We start from the raw sequence: 14791 nt of genomic DNA, 5'->3' as shown, positions 1-14791 counted from the left end.
TACTCGCAGCCGAGTCAGAACAGGATCTTCGCAACGGACAACGCGCCCTGCCGCCAGGCGTCCCGGCTGGTTCTGCCGTTGTCACCGGACGATCCGGCCTGCCGGGTCTCCTGCCACCACTCGAAGGTCTGCAGGATCGCGTCCCTGTTGGACATCCGGGGAAAGAAGGCCAGCCGCTCCTGCGCCTTGTCGATGCTGACGTACGAGTCGGCCAGCAGCTTGCGTTGCAGCCGTCCGTACACAGGGGACAGCCGGGCCCGCTCCAGCAGTCGTAACACCACCAGCGCCGGCCGGGCCGGGATCGACACCACCCGCTTGCCATGACCGGCCATGTCCAGTACTGCCTGGAAGTCGGTCCGCAGTGTGCCGAACTCGGCGGCGGCGATGTTGTAGGTGTCGGCGGCCACGTCTGGCGGGGCCTTGAGCACCGAGGCCACCGCGTCGATGAGATCCTCGATCGCGAGCATCTGGATGCGTACGTCGCCACTGCCCAGCACAGGGAAGTTGCGGCCCTCCTGCGCCCACTCGAACAGCATCGCGAACAGGCCCATCCGGCCGGGACCGAGGAAGGTCTTGGGCCGCAGGACCGACACGCACATTCCCTCTGACCGGAACCGCTCCGCCACCTCTTCGGCTGCTGTCTTCGCCCGGCCGTACACATCGACCGGCTCCCGCGGATGCTCCTCCGGGGTGGGCACCAGCTCCGGCAGCCCGTACACCGAGGTCGACGAGATGTGCACGAACCGCGCGACCCCCGCCTGCTGGCCGGCTGTCAGCACACTGCGAGTGCCCTCCACGATCACGTCGTGGATCTGATCGGCCGGATAGCTGGGCAATGCCGAGGCGCAGTGCACGACCGCGTCCGCGTCGGCCAGCAGTGTCCTCATCTGCGCGGTGTCGCGGATGTCGGCGATCCGGTCCGTCACCCCTGCGTCCTGAGTGGACGGCAGGCGTAAGTCCACCCCCACCACGTCATGTCCGTCCCGCGCGAGGTACCGGGTCAGGGTACCGCCCAGCATCCCGGCACTGCCGGTCACTACGATCCGCTCGGCCATTGCGGTGTCACCTTCTCTCGCACGAATCGGGTCAGCAGCCGCGGCAGGCCCTTGGACAGGGTCGCGTCGAGGCTGTCGAGGAAGTACTCCACGTCCTGCTGCGTCACGACCAGTGGTGGCGCAGCGACGAGCGGGTTGTCGCCGTTCAACGTGTAGTAGGTGTAGATGCCGTGATCGCGGTAGAGCGCGTCGACCACCGAGCACGTGATGAGCTTGATCCGGAAGTGCGGATCACGGGCCAGGCCGCCGGGCGCGAGCCGGGCAGCGAGGTCGAGGATTCTCGGCCCGCCGTCAAGGAAGATGCCGTACAGCGCGCCCGCGCCGCGGACATCGGCCACGGTGCCGCTGTGCTCCTTCCGGATGCGGCGCAGGCCCGGCGCGAGTATCCGTTCGATGTCCCGTGCCCGCAGGGGATAGTCGTCCTCGACAGCGACGTTCACCGCCTCGATCGCGGTGGCGGTCTCCTCGCCGAACCCGTAGTAGGTCGTGCTTGTGCTCTGCAGCAACGAATCGGCGAGGTTGTCGTAGGCCTTGCGGAAAACCGGCTCCCGGGCGATGTACGCCGAGATGGAGGACTTGCCACCGCCGAAGGACTTCGAGGTGGTGAGGATGTCCGGGACCAGTCCGGGATAACGCATGAAGTAGAACAGGCTGCCGGTACGGCCCCAGCCGGTGTAGATCTCGTCGAAGATCAGCATGATGTTCTGCTCGGTGCACAGTTTCCGCAGCCCACGCAGGAACTCCTCGGTGCAGCAGGCCATCGTCGACGCGCTGAAGGGCTCCACGATGATCGCGTACACATCGCAGCCCCCGTCAGCGGTCCGGGCCGACGCCGTGGCGGCCCGGATGGCGTCGAGGTCGCCGTACGGAACGGCGATCACACCGGGGATCTCGGGGAACCGAAACCTTTCGTGGGTTCCGGTCAGGCTGCCCGAACCGAGCAGCTTGCCGTGAAACCCGATGTCCGCACGGACGATCCGGTTGCGCCGTCCGCCGTGGTACTTGTAGGCCAGCTTGACCGCGCCCTCCACCGCCTCCGCACCGGAGTTGGGAAAGAACGACATGGTCAGATCGGCCGGCAGCAGCTGGGCGAGATTGTGGCTGAGCGCGGCCACGTAAGGCGAGAAGTAGGTCTTGTGCACCTCCATCCGCTGTGCGTCCTGGAATCGCTTGCGCGCGGCCAGGATGCGGGGATGGTTGTGGCCGTGGTTGAGAACGCCGACACCACCGGTGAAGTCCAGGATCCGCCGGCCGTCCCGGGTCCAGATCCAGGCACCTTCGGCGCGGTCGGCCAGCTCCCGGCCGAAACCGAAGGACGTCATGAGCGTGACCTGGCTGCGGCTGACGTGTTTGCGATACAGCTGGTGCACGCGCCGGGTGCTGAGTCGATCACATTCGTCGAGACTGATGAGCTCGGGCAAGGTAACCCTCCCTGGGTCCGCGGGTCGGGTGTCGTGGCTGACAATTGGGTGCGGCCGTCAAACATCGGTAACGGCATGGCTTGACATGGCTGTGATACGGCCAATACGTTCCGCAGATCCGGCGAAGCGCGGGACGGGGTCATGCGATTTCGGGTCCTTGGCACGCTTGAGGTCCGCACAGGCGATGGGCTGAGCCGGCTCGGGGCTGCCAAGCAACGCACCCTGTTGGCCGTGCTGCTGGTGAACGTGAACCGGCCCGTTGACGTTGCGCGGCTGGTCGACGCCTTGTGGCCGCGTGGATCGCCGCGCACCGCGCCGGTCGCGCTGCGCACGTATGTCTCGGCGTTACGGCGCGTACTCGGCCTCGCCGGCCATTCCGAGCTCCCGCGACTGGCCACCGTGCCCGGTGGTTACCAGATGTGTTGCGCCCCAACCGACCTTGACCTGCTGGCATTTGAAGACTTTGTGTCCCAAGGGCAGCAGGCGCTCGCTGACGGTCACCCCGCTCTCGCGGCCGAACGGTTACGGCGCGCGTTGGGCCTGTGGCGCGGCCGCCCGTTCGAGGACGTCGCGTTGGACGCCGGGACACGGGTGGAGCTGATCCGGCTTGAGGAGCGCAGGATCGCCGCGGAGGAGGCGTGGATCGACACGCAGCTGGCCCTCGGCCACCACGAGGACCTGCTGGCCGAGCTCGGGTCGCTGACGGCCGCCGAGCCCATGCGGGAACGATTATGGGCGCAGTGGATGCTTGCCCTGCACCGGTCCGGCCGCCGGGCGGACGCGTTGCGGGCGTACCGGGACCTGCGTCAGCACTTGGTGCGGGAGCTGGGAATCGAGCCAAGTCCGCCGCTGCAGCGATTACACGTGCAGATCCTGACCGGCCACGCCGACATCGGTGCACCCGCACGAGTCGCCGAAAGATCCGCGCCACCGGCGGTTCCCCGCCAGCTTCCGGCGGACATCGCCAGTTTCACCGGCCGGGACACCGAACTGGCCCGGCTGCTCAAGCTCGCGGCCGACCGGCCCCCGGCCCTGGTGATCAGCTCGATCGACGGAATGGCCGGGATCGGGAAGACCGCGCTCGCCGTCCACGCCGCGCACCGGCTGGCCGACCGGTTCACCGACGGCCAGCTTTTCGTCGACCTGCACGGCTTCACCAAGAACGTGTCGCCGGTCCGCCCGGCCGACGCGCTGGACCGGATGTTGCGCTGCCTCGGCGTCCTCGGTGAGCAACTGCCGCACGACCTGGACGCACGCGCCGCGCTGTTCCGGACCCGCCTGGCGGGCAAGCGCATGCTGATCCTGCTCGACAACGCGGCCACCGAGGCGCAGGTTCTTCCCCTGCTGCCCGGCACCGCGAGCTGCATGGTCCTGATCACCAGCCGCACCCGGCTGCCCGGACTCACCGACGCCCAGCCGATATCACTCAACGTCCTGCCGGCGCGCGAGGCCCTCGACCTGTTCATCCGCACCGCGGGTGCCCGGCGCCTGGCCGACACGCCTCTCCACCAGATCGCCGAAATCGTTGAGCTGTGCGGCCACTTGCCCCTGGCGATCCGGGTCGCCGCGGCCCGCCTGCGCGCCAGGTCGAACTGGCCCGCCGCACATCTGGCCGATCGGCTGCGCGACCGGCGGCACCGGCTGGCCGAGCTGACCGTCGGCGGGCTCAGCGTCCCCGCCACGATCGACCTCTCGTACCGCCACCTGTCCAGCGAGGCACGGCGCATGTACGGACTGCTGGGCCTGCACCCCGGACCCGACCTCGACTTGCACGCGGCGGCCGCCCTCACCGGAAAGTCCCTGCGGTACACCGGGAACCTGCTCGACAGCCTGGTCGACGCCCACCTGGTCCAGGAACCGGTCGCGCGGCGATACCGGTTCCACGACCTGCTCCGCGCCCACGCCGCCGCTGTTTCCTCCACTGTAGACACTGAGAGTGAACGACAGGCTGCCTTGATCCGGTTGTTCGGCTACTACGCTGCCACAGCCTCGGTCGTGATGGACATGCTCTACCCTTACGACTCCGCGAACCGTCCAAGCCTTGGGCAACGGACTGACATTCCGTCCTTTGCAGACAGAACACAGGCGGCCGCATGGCTGGACACCGAATTGACCAACCTGCTTGCCGTCGCCGCACATGGCCGGCCCCGCCATGCCATGCACCTGTCGGCAACGCTGCGCCGCCATCTGCACGCCCGGGCCCATTACCGTCAGGCACACGCCTTGCATCACGACGCCCTGCGCGCCGCTCGCGCAACCGGAAACCTGGACGGGGAACTGACCGCATTGTGCGGACTCGGTGACGTCCACATCGCGCGACGGCAGTACCGCAAGGCCATGACCCGGTTCGAGCGTGCGCTGGAAATCGCGGAGGCTGCTGGAAACCGCGCCGGTGAGCTCTCCGCGCGAACCGGCCTCGGCAGCGTCCACCAGGCGTGGTCCCAAGGCGCCGCCGCCGAAGAGCATTTCGGACGTGCACTGGAAATCGCCCGCGGCATCGGAGACCGCACCGGTCAGCTCAACGCTTTGCGGGGCCTCGGACACGTCAACCGGCCCATGGGACGGCACGACGTCTCGGCCGACCACTTCGGACAGGCCCTGAAGATCGCGCGGGCCACCGGAAACCGGGAGGGCGAGCTCAACGCGCTGTGGGGCCTCGGTCACGCCAACTGGTTGCGCGGCAGACGCGGCGAGGCCGCCACCTGCCACAAACAGGCACTGGACATCGCACGCGCCACCGGAAACCGGCTCGGTGAGCTCTGCGCCCTGATCGGCCTTGCCTACGTGCATCTCTTCCAGGAAATGTACGAACCGGCCACGGACTACTACCTCCAGATCCTGACCATCGCCCTGGAGGTCGGCGACCGGAACTCCGAGTTCGAGGCCCTCTACGGCCTCGGCCACCTGTACCGCGCCACCGGTCACCCCGACCGTGCGATCACCTACCACCAGGCCGCCCTCGAAATCGCCCGCGACCTAGGCCAATCCTCCGACCAGGCACGCGCCCTGCACGGCCTGGCCCGCACCCACCAGGTTCTCGGCCAACAGGGACCGGCACGCGCACACTGGCAACGCGCCCTGGACATCCTGACCGAACTCGGCCTCCCCGAAGCCGAAGACCTCAGCGCCGCCGACATCCGCGCACACCTGGCCCAGATCTCCACCGACGAACCGGACCCACTCAAGTGACAGCCCTTGTCATCGAAAACGACCGTGTCGCCGCGGCCAGCAGACCTGACCGGCTCGCGATAACGTACAGCGGGTGGCTGACAAGGTTTCGAAAAGCGACGTCATCGCGTTTCGCCTCAGCGCACACAACCTCACCGAGCGACTGGACAACAAAGGGCTGCTCGAAGCGGCCGGCAGCTGCGGTGTCCAGAACAGCCCACCGGGCTCGGCACTGCTCGCGCTGCATGCCCGGGTGAAGAACCTGACGCAGGAGCAGGTGGAGAAGGCGATCGCGGAGGACAAGAGCCTGCTGCAGACCTGGTGCCTGCGCGGCTCGCCGTTCTACTTCCCCACCGCGGACGCCCCGGTGTTCACCACCGGCGTGCTGCCGCCGACCGAGAAGGCGTTGAACCATTTCCTCGTCGGCGTCGAACAGGTGCTCGACAAACTCGACATGCGCATCACCGATGCGGTCGACCTGGCAGGCGGCGAGATCCAGGCCGTGTTGTCCGGACGCCGGCTCGCCATCAACGAACTGGGCGCCGGCCTCGCCAAGCGGATCGCCCCCAAACTGTCGAAGAAACAACGCGGCCTCTGGGAAGCAACAGGCCCCTGGGGTCAGGACCAGCCGCTCGGCGAGGGTGTTGTGCATTTCTGCGTCCGCATCCTCACGTTGCAGCGGCTGGTCTGCTTCGCCCCGCGTGACGGGAACAAGGCCCCGTTCGTCCTGGCCGACGAGTGGCTCAGGCACCCGATCCCGGACATCGAGCCGGACATGGCACGCGCCGAACTGCTCCGCCGCTACCTGCGCTGCTACGGACCGTCGACCCACGGGGACTTCGCCGCATGGATCGGGCTCCAGGCCGGGGACATCGCCCCCTGGTGGAACCTGATCGAGCAGGAGCTGACGCAGGTCGACTTCGGCGGCAAATCGTGGATCCTCACCGAGGACGTCGACGCCCTACGGTCGGCGCCACAGGCCAAGGGAGTACGCCTGCTCCCTCCTCGAGACCCGTACACGCAGATGCGCGACCGCGAGACGATCATCGACAAGAAGTTCCACAAGGACGTGTACAAGAAGGCCGGCGAACCGGGCACGGTCCTCGCCCACGGCAAGATCACCGGAATCTGGCGGCCCCGCAAGAACGGCCGCAAGCTGACCATCACCATCAGCACCTTCGGCTCGCTGGCGAACCGGGACAAGAAGCCACTGGAGCACGAGGCCGAGCAGATCGCGCCGTTGCGCGGGGCGTCATCGGTGAACGTCGAGTTCGAGACCTTTCAGTCCATGGGGTAACGCTCCAGAGTCTTGTCCCTCTTGAGAGCTACCAAGGTTGTCGTTTCCAGCGGGATGTCCTGGTCTGTCCGGCTTCCTAGTCTCTGCGTGCCCGGTTGGGGATCACCAGAGAGGACCAGGATCTTGGCTCGCACGAACCGATTGACGGACGCCGCCCAGCAGGCAAGGCTGCGCAGGTTCCGGTTTCCTGTGCTCGCGGTCGCGTTCTTTGTCGTGATGGTGGCGAACGCCGGGATCAACCGGCTTGTGTCGCCGGTCGCGCTGCTGGCGCTGCCGGTGGGCATCGGTGCTGCCGTCGCCATCGTGGCTGGTTACCGCCGGTTGTCCCGGATAGTCGAGCAACGGACGGACGTTACCGAGGTCGGCAAGCGGGGTATGTGGCCTGGGTTGTTGCGCGGGGCGTTGATCGGGTCCGGGCTGTTCGCCGTGCTGATACTCGTGATCGCGATGTTCGGCGGCTGGCAGGACGTGTCCTGGGGCTCGGTCGGCGGATTCATCGCCACCGCGGGTACGACGGCGAGCGTTGCGGTCATCGAGGAGGTGCTGTTCCGCGGGATCGTGTTCCGGATCATGGAGGAACACCTCGGCACTGTGATCACGTTGGTCGCGTGTTCTGTGCTGTTCGGTTTGGTGCACCTGGTCAACGTCAACGCGACGCTGTGGGGCGCGATCTCGATCGGCTTGACAGGCGGGGCCATGACCGGCTCCGCCTATGTCGCGACCCGCTCGCTGTGGATGCCGATCGGCATGCATTTCGCCTGGAACTTCATGCATGCGGGCGTCTTCGGTGTCGCGCTCTCCGGCTCGGCCGAGCCGCCCCACGGACTGCTGCACACCACGCTGTCCGGCCCGTCCGCACTGACCGGCGGCACGTTCGGGCCGGAGGCGAGCCTGCTCACCATGCTGGTCTGCGTGATTCCCACTGTCCTGCTGTTGCGGTGCGCGGTTCGTGACGGCCAGATCCTGCCCCGCCGCCGGCGCGCCGAGGCCTGAACCCACGTGCCAGTAGGCTCGCGCGGTGTTCGTGACTCGAACCTCTCAGTCCACTAAGGACGTTCTGTTCGCGGTGGCGCTCACCGCACTGGCGTTCGTGCCGACCGTCTCAGCCATCGGGGCTCAGCTCGGGGACCTACCCAAAGGCCCGGCGGACGGGTTGGCGCTGGTACTTGTCCTGGCTCAGTCGGCGCCACTGGTGATTCGCCGTCGGTGGCCGGCGGTCTGCCTGGTGATCGTCGGCGTCGCCTTCGCGGTGCACCAGTCATTCGGCTACCCGGACACGTTCGCCAGTATCGGGCTCTACCTGGCGCTCTACGCCGCCGGTGCCCACCAGGTCCGGCACCGCCGGATCCTTGCGGTGGGCGTGAGCGCAGGCTACTGCGGGCTGGCGGTCGCCTTGCACCTGCTGGGTTCTCCCAGCCAAGTCCAGGTTTTCCTGCTGTTCTACCTGACTCTGGTGGTGATTTGGATGTCCGGGACCGCGATGCGGCGATGGCGGGCCGAGGAGGCAGAGCATCGCCGGCTGAGTGTCGAGGTGGCTACTGCCGACGAACGTGCCCGCATCGCCCGGGACTTACATGATGTGGTGACGCATCACGTGACGGCCATGGTCATCCAGGCCGACGCGGCCCAGTTCCTGCTCGACGGCGCGCCCGAACGCGTCGGGGACGGACTCTCCGCGATCAGCGACACCGGCCGCCGGGCACTGACGGACCTGCGCCACCTGCTGGGCGTACTGGAGGCGACCGGCGATCGCGCTGTCGCCGACCGGTCACCGGCCATCGGCAGGATCAGCGACCTCGTCGAGCAGGCCCGGTCATCCGGCCAGCCAGTTGAGCTGGCCAGACATGGCGATCAGCGCGAACACGCCGTCGATGTCGAACTTGCCGCCTACCGGGTGGTGCAGGAGGCCCTCACCAACGCCATGAAGTACGCGGCCGGACAACCCACAACGGTCAGGATCGACGATCACGATGACCTGATCGAGATCGAGGTGACGACTGACGGGGTCGCGCATGGCCCACACGTTGTCGCGTCGGGCGGACGCGGCCTGAGTGGGCTGCGGGAGCGAGTACGCATGCTCGATGGCGAACTGGTGGCTGCGGCCGCGCCAGACGGCAGGTTTCGCGTACACGCTCGTATCCCGTCAAAAAGCGGGGCCTGATGCCTGTCCGGGTTTTGGTCTGTGAGGACCAGGCACTGGTGCGTGCCGGTTACACCACGATCTTCTCAGCGCAGCCCGACATGGCGGTCGTCGGTGAGGCCGCCGACGGCAGACAGGCCGTCGAGCAGGCGCTCCGGCTACGCCCGGACGTCGTCGTGATGGACATCCGCATGCCGATCCTCGACGGCATCGAGGCCACCCGCCAGCTGGCCGGACCCGGCGTGGCAGAACCGGCAAAAGTCCTGGTGGTCACCACTTTCAACGTCGACGAGTACGTCTACGAGGCGCTCAGGGCCGGCGCCAGCGGCTTCCTGCTCAAGGACGCGCCACCGGCGGAACTGATCGCCGGCGTGCGCACTGTCGCTGCCGGTGACTCACTCGTGGCCCCAGCCGTCACCCGCACTCTGATCGGTCACTTCGCGCAGCGGCTACGTCCCGCAGGCACCGCGCAGCAAGAGGTCCGCCAAGCGTTGAGCCGCCGTGAAGTCGAAGTGCTCGAACAGATCGCCGCAGGCCTGTCCAACGCGGAGATCGCCGCGAAACTCTGCATCACAGTCGAAACCGTCAAGACCTACGTCTCCCGCATCCTGACCAAACTCGACCTGCGCGACCGTGTGCAGGCAGTCGTCCTCGCCTACCGGACAGGACTCGTCGTCGCCGACTGAATCGCGCGGGCTCACACGAGGCGAACGAAGACGGGGTTGGAGTAGAACCACAGGTCGGTCCAGGGGTTCTCCTTGCCGTCGGGCAACGGCTCGGCCTCGTCGGTGTTCGTACCCCGGACACGGGCGTACAGGTCCTGCTCGACGTTGCGCAGGGTGTGCCTGATGACGTACTCCGAGCCCTGCCTGCGCCAGTCTCGTGGGCCGAACCGGGCCACCACCTTCGTGGTCGGGTTCGTGTCGGCGTCCAGGTTGGCGTTCACGCCGGTCACGTTGCCCACGATCAGGTCCACCCGCCGGACCTCCGGACGGTCGCCGTTGCCGTTCTTGCCGTCCAGCGGCCGGAACCTGATCTCGATGTCCACGTCGTTGCGGTCACGCTTGCGCAGGTGGAGTGTCTCCCCCACCGCGGCGTCCCGGTCCCGGCTCCTGGCGGCCAGGTCGAGGCTCGTGATCAGGTCACCGGTGGTGACGAAGATCCGGCCGTTGCGCAGTCCGTCCATGATGTCGCCGTAGTCCTGGCGTGCCAGCACATAGGTCTTGCTGTATTCGCCGGGCCAGAAGTCCGCCCCGCCACGCGTCCAGTGCACGTGCGAGTCGGACGTCGCGGTGATCCACCAGCGTCGTCCTTCGCCCAGGAGCGAGTCCCACAGGCCACCGACCCGGGCGGTCATCTGGTCGAAGCCACCGTGTGTCGGGTAGTTGCCGTACCCGCCGCGCGCACCGCCGTTGAGCGGCCCCGCCTGGTGACCGGGCGCGCCTTCGAAGCCGACGTAGACGTCAGGCGCGATGTTGTTGCCGTTGCGGAACTCCCGCGGTGTGTCCTGCCCGTACACGCCCAGGCCGCTTGCCGATCGCGACGTGTGGTGCCCGATCACCAAGGGCTTGTGCCGCATGTCCTTGGCGGCCTTCAGGAACTCGATCATCTTCGCCTCGGTGTCCCGGCCCGGGTCGGCCGGGAACGCGTCGTGCTTGGCGAAGCGGCTTTCCAGCTCGAACAGCTGCTTGGCCTCGTCGTCGTGCCGCGGGATCATCAGCGTGTGGTGGTCCTGCGCGGGCGTGTCGAACTCCATGCCCCAGAACTGCAACACCTCAGGCACCAGCTTGCGCGACCGCAGCAGATCCGGGTACGCCAGTTCCAGGTTGACCTTCGAGTGCGTCGGCCCGCCGTGGTCGGTGCACATCGCCCACGTAAGGCCGAAGTGCTTCGCCATGATCGCGTTGGTCACGATCGGGTACACCGCGTCCGCGCCCTTGGTGAATCTCGGCGGACTGACCGAGGTGTCGAAGCTTCCGCTGTACTCCGAGTGCACGTGGTGATCACCGGCCCGCCAGACCCGATGGCGCGAGTCACCCCGTCCCTGGACCTCAGCCTCGTCAGCCGCGGCCGTAGGGGCCAACGGACCGGCAGCGACGAACGTCGCACCGACACCGGCATACTTGACGAGTCGGCGCCGTGAGACCTGGGGGCGCTCAGGGTCATTCATCGCAGAACCTCTTCTCACTCCAGCCGCGCCGACACGCGACCGGGCGAGTATCCGCACCGATCTTGAACTCCCGATGAACACAATCGTGACAATCGACCCGAATCAGGTCACCGGTGACGATCCGGCATACTCCCCCAGGAGACTTGCCTTGGGGGTGGGTGTGAGCAAACGCAACATCGGCTATGTCGTGGTGGCGGTACTGCTGGTCGCCGGTCTGGTGGTGGCCTATTTCGCGCTGCAGGACCCGGATCCTGGCCAGGCCGCGCCACAACCGAAACCGGTGCTGTTCACCTGGTCGGACGGTTCTGAGCTGCGGCCGGACACCGCTTCGGCGAAGCTGCTCGTCGAGCAGGCCAAGCGTGAACTGGACGCGGCGGGTATCACTGCGGACACATTGTCCCACAAGGGGTACACGGTCGGGTTGACCCTCGAGCGGGCGGCGCAGGAACGTGGCGAACGGATCCTCAACGAAGCCCGGCAGGGACAGCCGGGAAATCTGCGGATGGCCTTGGTCGCAGTCGATCCGCGGACGGGCCGGATCGTGGCCCTCAATGGCTACCAGGCGGAGAAAGCCGAGTTCGACTACACCCGGGCCTGGCAGAACCCCGGTAGCACGTTCATGCCCTTCGACCTGGTCGCCTTGCTGCAGAAGGGCAAAGGCCTCGGCGAGGTCTACGACGGCTCGTCGCCGCGTGCGTTCGGCAAGAACTGCGGAACGGAGGGCGCGAAGTGCTTGGAGGTGAGCAACACCGACAACAACGCCTGCGGTAAGCACTGCAGCGTGGCCCGAGCCATGGAGTTGTCCGTCAACACCGTCTTCGCCGACATCGCCTACAACGAGGTCGGCACCCTCGCGGTGGCCAGGGCCGCGATTGATGCGGGTATCCCGCCGAACGTCGGCATCAAGAAGATTCCGTTGGAGGGCGAAGCCGGCGTCGCACCGAACATTGCCATCGCCCTCGGTGGTGACGTCTATCAGGCACGGCCGGTCGACATCGCCAGTGCGTACGCCACGTTCGCGGCCAACGGCACCAAGCGCGCACCACACATGGTCGCCAAAGTGACCGACCCGACGACGAACCAGATCGTCCTGGCCAACACCGAAGCACAGGCCGCGGGAAAGCCCGCGTTCGACGAGGACGTTCCCGATCTCAACGCCAAGATCGCCCGCAACGTCACCGAGGCCCTGCTGCCCGCGGCCGCCAAGTTCCCCTGCGCCGGGAACAGGCCATGCGCGGGCAAAGCCGGCGTGCACGGCTGTACCGCTGTCGAGGGCAAGACCAAGAAGTCCGACAACTGCGCCACCTGGATGACTGGCTACACGCCCCAGCTGTCGGCTTCGGTCTGGCTGGGCACCGACGACAACTCAGCGTTGCGGGACAAGACAGGAGCTGTGCTCGACAGCACGCTCGCGGCCCAGGCGTGGCAGAAGTTCATGAACGAGTACTTGCAAGGGCAGCCGGTCGAGCAGTTCCCTGCGTACGTCGCGATCGGCAAATCACCTGCGGAGGCCGTGATCCCTGCGCGCTGACATAACCGTTCAGCGGCCGTAGAGCCAGTCAACGTAGGTGTACTTGCGGTCGCCGAGGGTGCGGAACAACTCGTTGCGGATCAGCCGCCCGACGCCGTCGACATGCCAGATGTCGCCCCAGATCCGGGCGTTGGCCTGCACCTGGGCAGTCCGTGCGGTGCGTTCGGCCTCGTACCGCCGGATCGCCACGTCCCAGTCCGGGCTCTTGCCGGCTTCGCCCGCGAGACAGTGGGCATCCTCGATGGCCTGGCACGCGCCCTGGGCCAGGTACTGCAGCATAGGGTGCGCCGCGTCACCACTGAGCACGAGCCGGTCCCGAGTCCACTGTGGAATAGGAAGCCGGTCGTACATCGGCCAGCGGCGGTCCCGCCACAGCATGCGCAACCCGGCTTTGGCCGTCGGGCAGGCATCGGAGAACGCGCGGTCGAGCTCCTCCGGCCCGCCCCATTCGTCCGCACCGCCGCGATAGGCAGGGGACGAGAACACCGCGACCGTGTTGAAGATTTCCCCTTGCCGCAAAGGATAGTGGACCAAGTGGCAGCCGGGTCCGATGTAGATGACCACATCGGTACGGGCATCCGAGTCGACGTCCTGGCCAAGCTCGGAGACGGGAACCGTGCCACGGTAGGCGACGTATCCAGAGCAGACCGGTTCGTCGGCGCTGAACTTGCCGCGTAGCTTCGAGCGCAGCCCGTCGGCCGCGATCGCCAGCGCAGCCCTGTGTTCGTCTCCGGCGGCGTGCACCACCACGGACTCGCTGCTCGCGGAGACTCCCGTGACGGCGCAACTGGGCACGAGCTCGACACCGGCACGCACGCAGGCCCCGAACAGGATGCCGAGCAGGTCACTGCGGTGGATCACGACGTACGGCCCGCCGTAGCGCCGCGTGAAGTCGTCGAAGTCGAGGTGGATCAGCTCGGAACCGTCGAGCATGTCCTTGAACACGAGCCGTCGGGGCAGCACGCCAGCGGCCAGCACCTCGTCCAGCAAGCCCCACTCGGCGAGCACGCGCGTCGCGTTGGGCGCCATCTGCAAGCCGGCGCCGACCTCGGTGAACTCGGCGGCTCGTTCGAGCACCCGCACAGAACGGCCGGCGGACGCGAGGGCGTAGGCGTTGGCGAGGCCCCCGATCCCGCCTCCCACGACCACGACCTCAGGTGCGGCGTTCATCGTGAAATCCTGCCTCGCTTCTGTCAGGCGGGATACAATTTTCTGCTGTGAAGAACAGACCGCCCTACGCGATCGACTCTGTGGACAACGCGCTGTTGCTGGCGCAGGTGTTGCAGGCAGAAGGTCGCCTGCGGGTGACCGACGCGGCAGAACGGCTCGGGGTGTCCGCATCGACGGCGCACCGGTTGCTGGCGATGCTGGTGTACCGGGACTTCGCGGAGCGTTCGGCCAATCGTGACTACGTCCCTGGCCGCATGCTGCGCCCGGCCCCGGTGAGCGAGGCGCCACTGGCACTGCTGCGCCGGGTGGCCGGGCCGCACATGCGCGCGCTGTCCGACCGGATCCAGGAGTCTTCGAACCTGATGGTGCTGGTCGGCACCGAGGTCCGGTTCATCGCCACGGCGGAGTGCTCGCGACCGCTACGGGTGGGTGACCGGATGGGGCAGGCGCTCCCGGCCCACAGGACTTCCGGGGGCAAGGCACTGCTGGCCACGTTGCCACCCGAGCAGGTCACGTCGATGTTCGGCTCGTTGCCGGAGGCCGACCTGCGGCGGCTGCGCCGCGAGCTCGGGCTGGTGCGCCGGCGCGGTTTCGGCATCAACGACCAGTTGACCGAGACCGGGGTGACCGCTTTCGGCGTGGCGATTCGTGACGCGGGTGGTGCGCCGGTCGCCGCGCTCAGTGTGGCCATGCCGACGGCCCGCTTCGATCGGGACCGGTTGGCCGGCTGGGTGACCGAGCTGTCGGCCGTGGCCACGCTGATCGAACGGGAGCTCGGCCGGCTCAATAATTCTTGACAGCAGAAAAAGTCATCCCTGTGGTCAGAACTGGGCCAGGCT

The 14791-nt window shown here is 67.4% G+C and carries 11 protein-coding genes; 7 read left to right on the top strand and 4 right to left on the bottom strand.

Features of this window, described 5'->3' with window-relative positions; genetic code table 11:
* Positions 1 to 14 precede the first annotated feature (14 nt).
* Positions 15 to 1055, bottom strand: coding sequence for an NAD-dependent epimerase/dehydratase family protein (locus JOF56_RS36645; RefSeq protein WP_209644014.1), 1041 nt, complete (start codon positions 1053 to 1055; stop codon positions 15 to 17).
* A complete protein-coding gene (locus tag JOF56_RS36640) occupies positions 1037 to 2476 on the bottom strand; it encodes an aspartate aminotransferase family protein (RefSeq protein ID WP_209644013.1) in 1440 nt (479 codons plus the stop codon). Before JOF56_RS36640 ends, JOF56_RS36645 begins: the two co-directional genes overlap by 19 nt.
* Positions 2477 to 2617: 141 nt before the next feature.
* Between JOF56_RS36640 and JOF56_RS36635 the strand changes: the two genes are divergently transcribed.
* The 5 genes from JOF56_RS36635 (at position 2618) to JOF56_RS36615 (ending at position 9767) form a co-directional block, all read left to right on the top strand.
* Positions 2618 to 5665, top strand: coding sequence for an AfsR/SARP family transcriptional regulator (locus tag JOF56_RS36635; protein ID WP_209644012.1), 3048 nt, complete (start codon positions 2618 to 2620; stop codon positions 5663 to 5665).
* A gap of 73 nt (positions 5666 to 5738) precedes the next feature.
* Complete coding sequence (locus tag JOF56_RS36630) at positions 5739 to 6941, top strand: winged helix DNA-binding domain-containing protein (RefSeq protein ID WP_209644011.1); 1203 nt, start codon at positions 5739 to 5741, stop codon at positions 6939 to 6941.
* Between the two features lie 123 nt (positions 6942 to 7064).
* A complete protein-coding gene (locus JOF56_RS36625; protein WP_245378522.1) occupies positions 7065 to 7934 on the top strand; it encodes a CPBP family intramembrane glutamic endopeptidase in 870 nt (289 codons plus the stop codon).
* 31 nt (positions 7935 to 7965) lie between these two features.
* Positions 7966 to 9102: a sensor histidine kinase gene (locus JOF56_RS36620; protein ID WP_307855417.1), complete on the top strand. Its 1137-nt coding sequence runs from the start codon at positions 7966 to 7968 to the stop codon at positions 9100 to 9102.
* Positions 9102 to 9767 carry a response regulator gene (locus tag JOF56_RS36615; RefSeq protein WP_209644010.1) on the top strand — a complete coding sequence of 222 codons (666 nt, stop codon included), beginning with the start codon at positions 9102 to 9104 and terminating at the stop codon, positions 9765 to 9767. The genes JOF56_RS36620 and JOF56_RS36615 overlap by 1 nt, the downstream gene beginning before the upstream one ends.
* A gap of 11 nt (positions 9768 to 9778) precedes the next feature.
* Here the strand turns inward: JOF56_RS36615 and JOF56_RS36610 are convergent, their stop codons facing one another.
* Positions 9779 to 11251, bottom strand: coding sequence for a CehA/McbA family metallohydrolase domain-containing protein (locus JOF56_RS36610; RefSeq protein ID WP_209644009.1), 1473 nt, complete (start codon positions 11249 to 11251; stop codon positions 9779 to 9781).
* 73 nt (positions 11252 to 11324) lie between these two features.
* On the opposite strand from JOF56_RS36610, the gene JOF56_RS36605 reads away from it, so the two are divergent.
* Complete coding sequence (locus JOF56_RS36605) at positions 11325 to 12782, top strand: penicillin-binding transpeptidase domain-containing protein (RefSeq protein WP_209644008.1); 1458 nt, start codon at positions 11325 to 11327, stop codon at positions 12780 to 12782.
* Between the two features lie 9 nt (positions 12783 to 12791).
* On the opposite strand, the gene JOF56_RS36600 is transcribed toward JOF56_RS36605, so the two are convergent.
* The gene (locus JOF56_RS36600) at positions 12792 to 13952 is read right to left on the bottom strand and encodes an FAD-dependent monooxygenase (protein ID WP_209644007.1); all 1161 of its coding nucleotides are present in this window, start codon (positions 13950 to 13952) and stop codon (positions 12792 to 12794) included.
* Between the two features lie 47 nt (positions 13953 to 13999).
* Between JOF56_RS36600 and JOF56_RS36595 the strand changes: the two genes are divergently transcribed.
* Positions 14000 to 14749, top strand: a complete 750-nt coding sequence (locus tag JOF56_RS36595; RefSeq protein WP_209644006.1) for an IclR family transcriptional regulator — start codon at positions 14000 to 14002, stop codon at positions 14747 to 14749.
* Positions 14750 to 14791: the final 42 nt, after the last annotated feature.

Source organism: Kibdelosporangium banguiense (assembly GCF_017876405.1).
Lineage (GTDB): Bacteria > Actinomycetota > Actinomycetes > Mycobacteriales > Pseudonocardiaceae > Kibdelosporangium > Kibdelosporangium banguiense.
The sequence above is the reverse complement of the archived record's forward strand: the minus strand, read 5'-3'. Positions and strand labels throughout refer to the sequence as shown.

Coding starts and splice junctions, on each gene's coding strand:
- JOF56_RS36635 (WP_209644012.1), top strand. CDS start 2,618: ATGCGATTTCGGGTCCTTGGCACGCTTGAGGTCCGCACAGGCGATGGG.
- JOF56_RS36600 (WP_209644007.1), bottom strand. CDS start 13,952: ATGAACGCCGCACCTGAGGTCGTGGTCGTGGGAGGCGGGATCGGGGGC.
- JOF56_RS36605 (WP_209644008.1), top strand. CDS start 11,325: ATGAACACAATCGTGACAATCGACCCGAATCAGGTCACCGGTGACGAT.
- JOF56_RS36610 (WP_209644009.1), bottom strand. CDS start 11,251: ATGAATGACCCTGAGCGCCCCCAGGTCTCACGGCGCCGACTCGTCAAG.
- JOF56_RS36615 (WP_209644010.1), top strand. CDS start 9,102: ATGCCTGTCCGGGTTTTGGTCTGTGAGGACCAGGCACTGGTGCGTGCC.
- JOF56_RS36645 (WP_209644014.1), bottom strand. CDS start 1,055: ATGGCCGAGCGGATCGTAGTGACCGGCAGTGCCGGGATGCTGGGCGGT.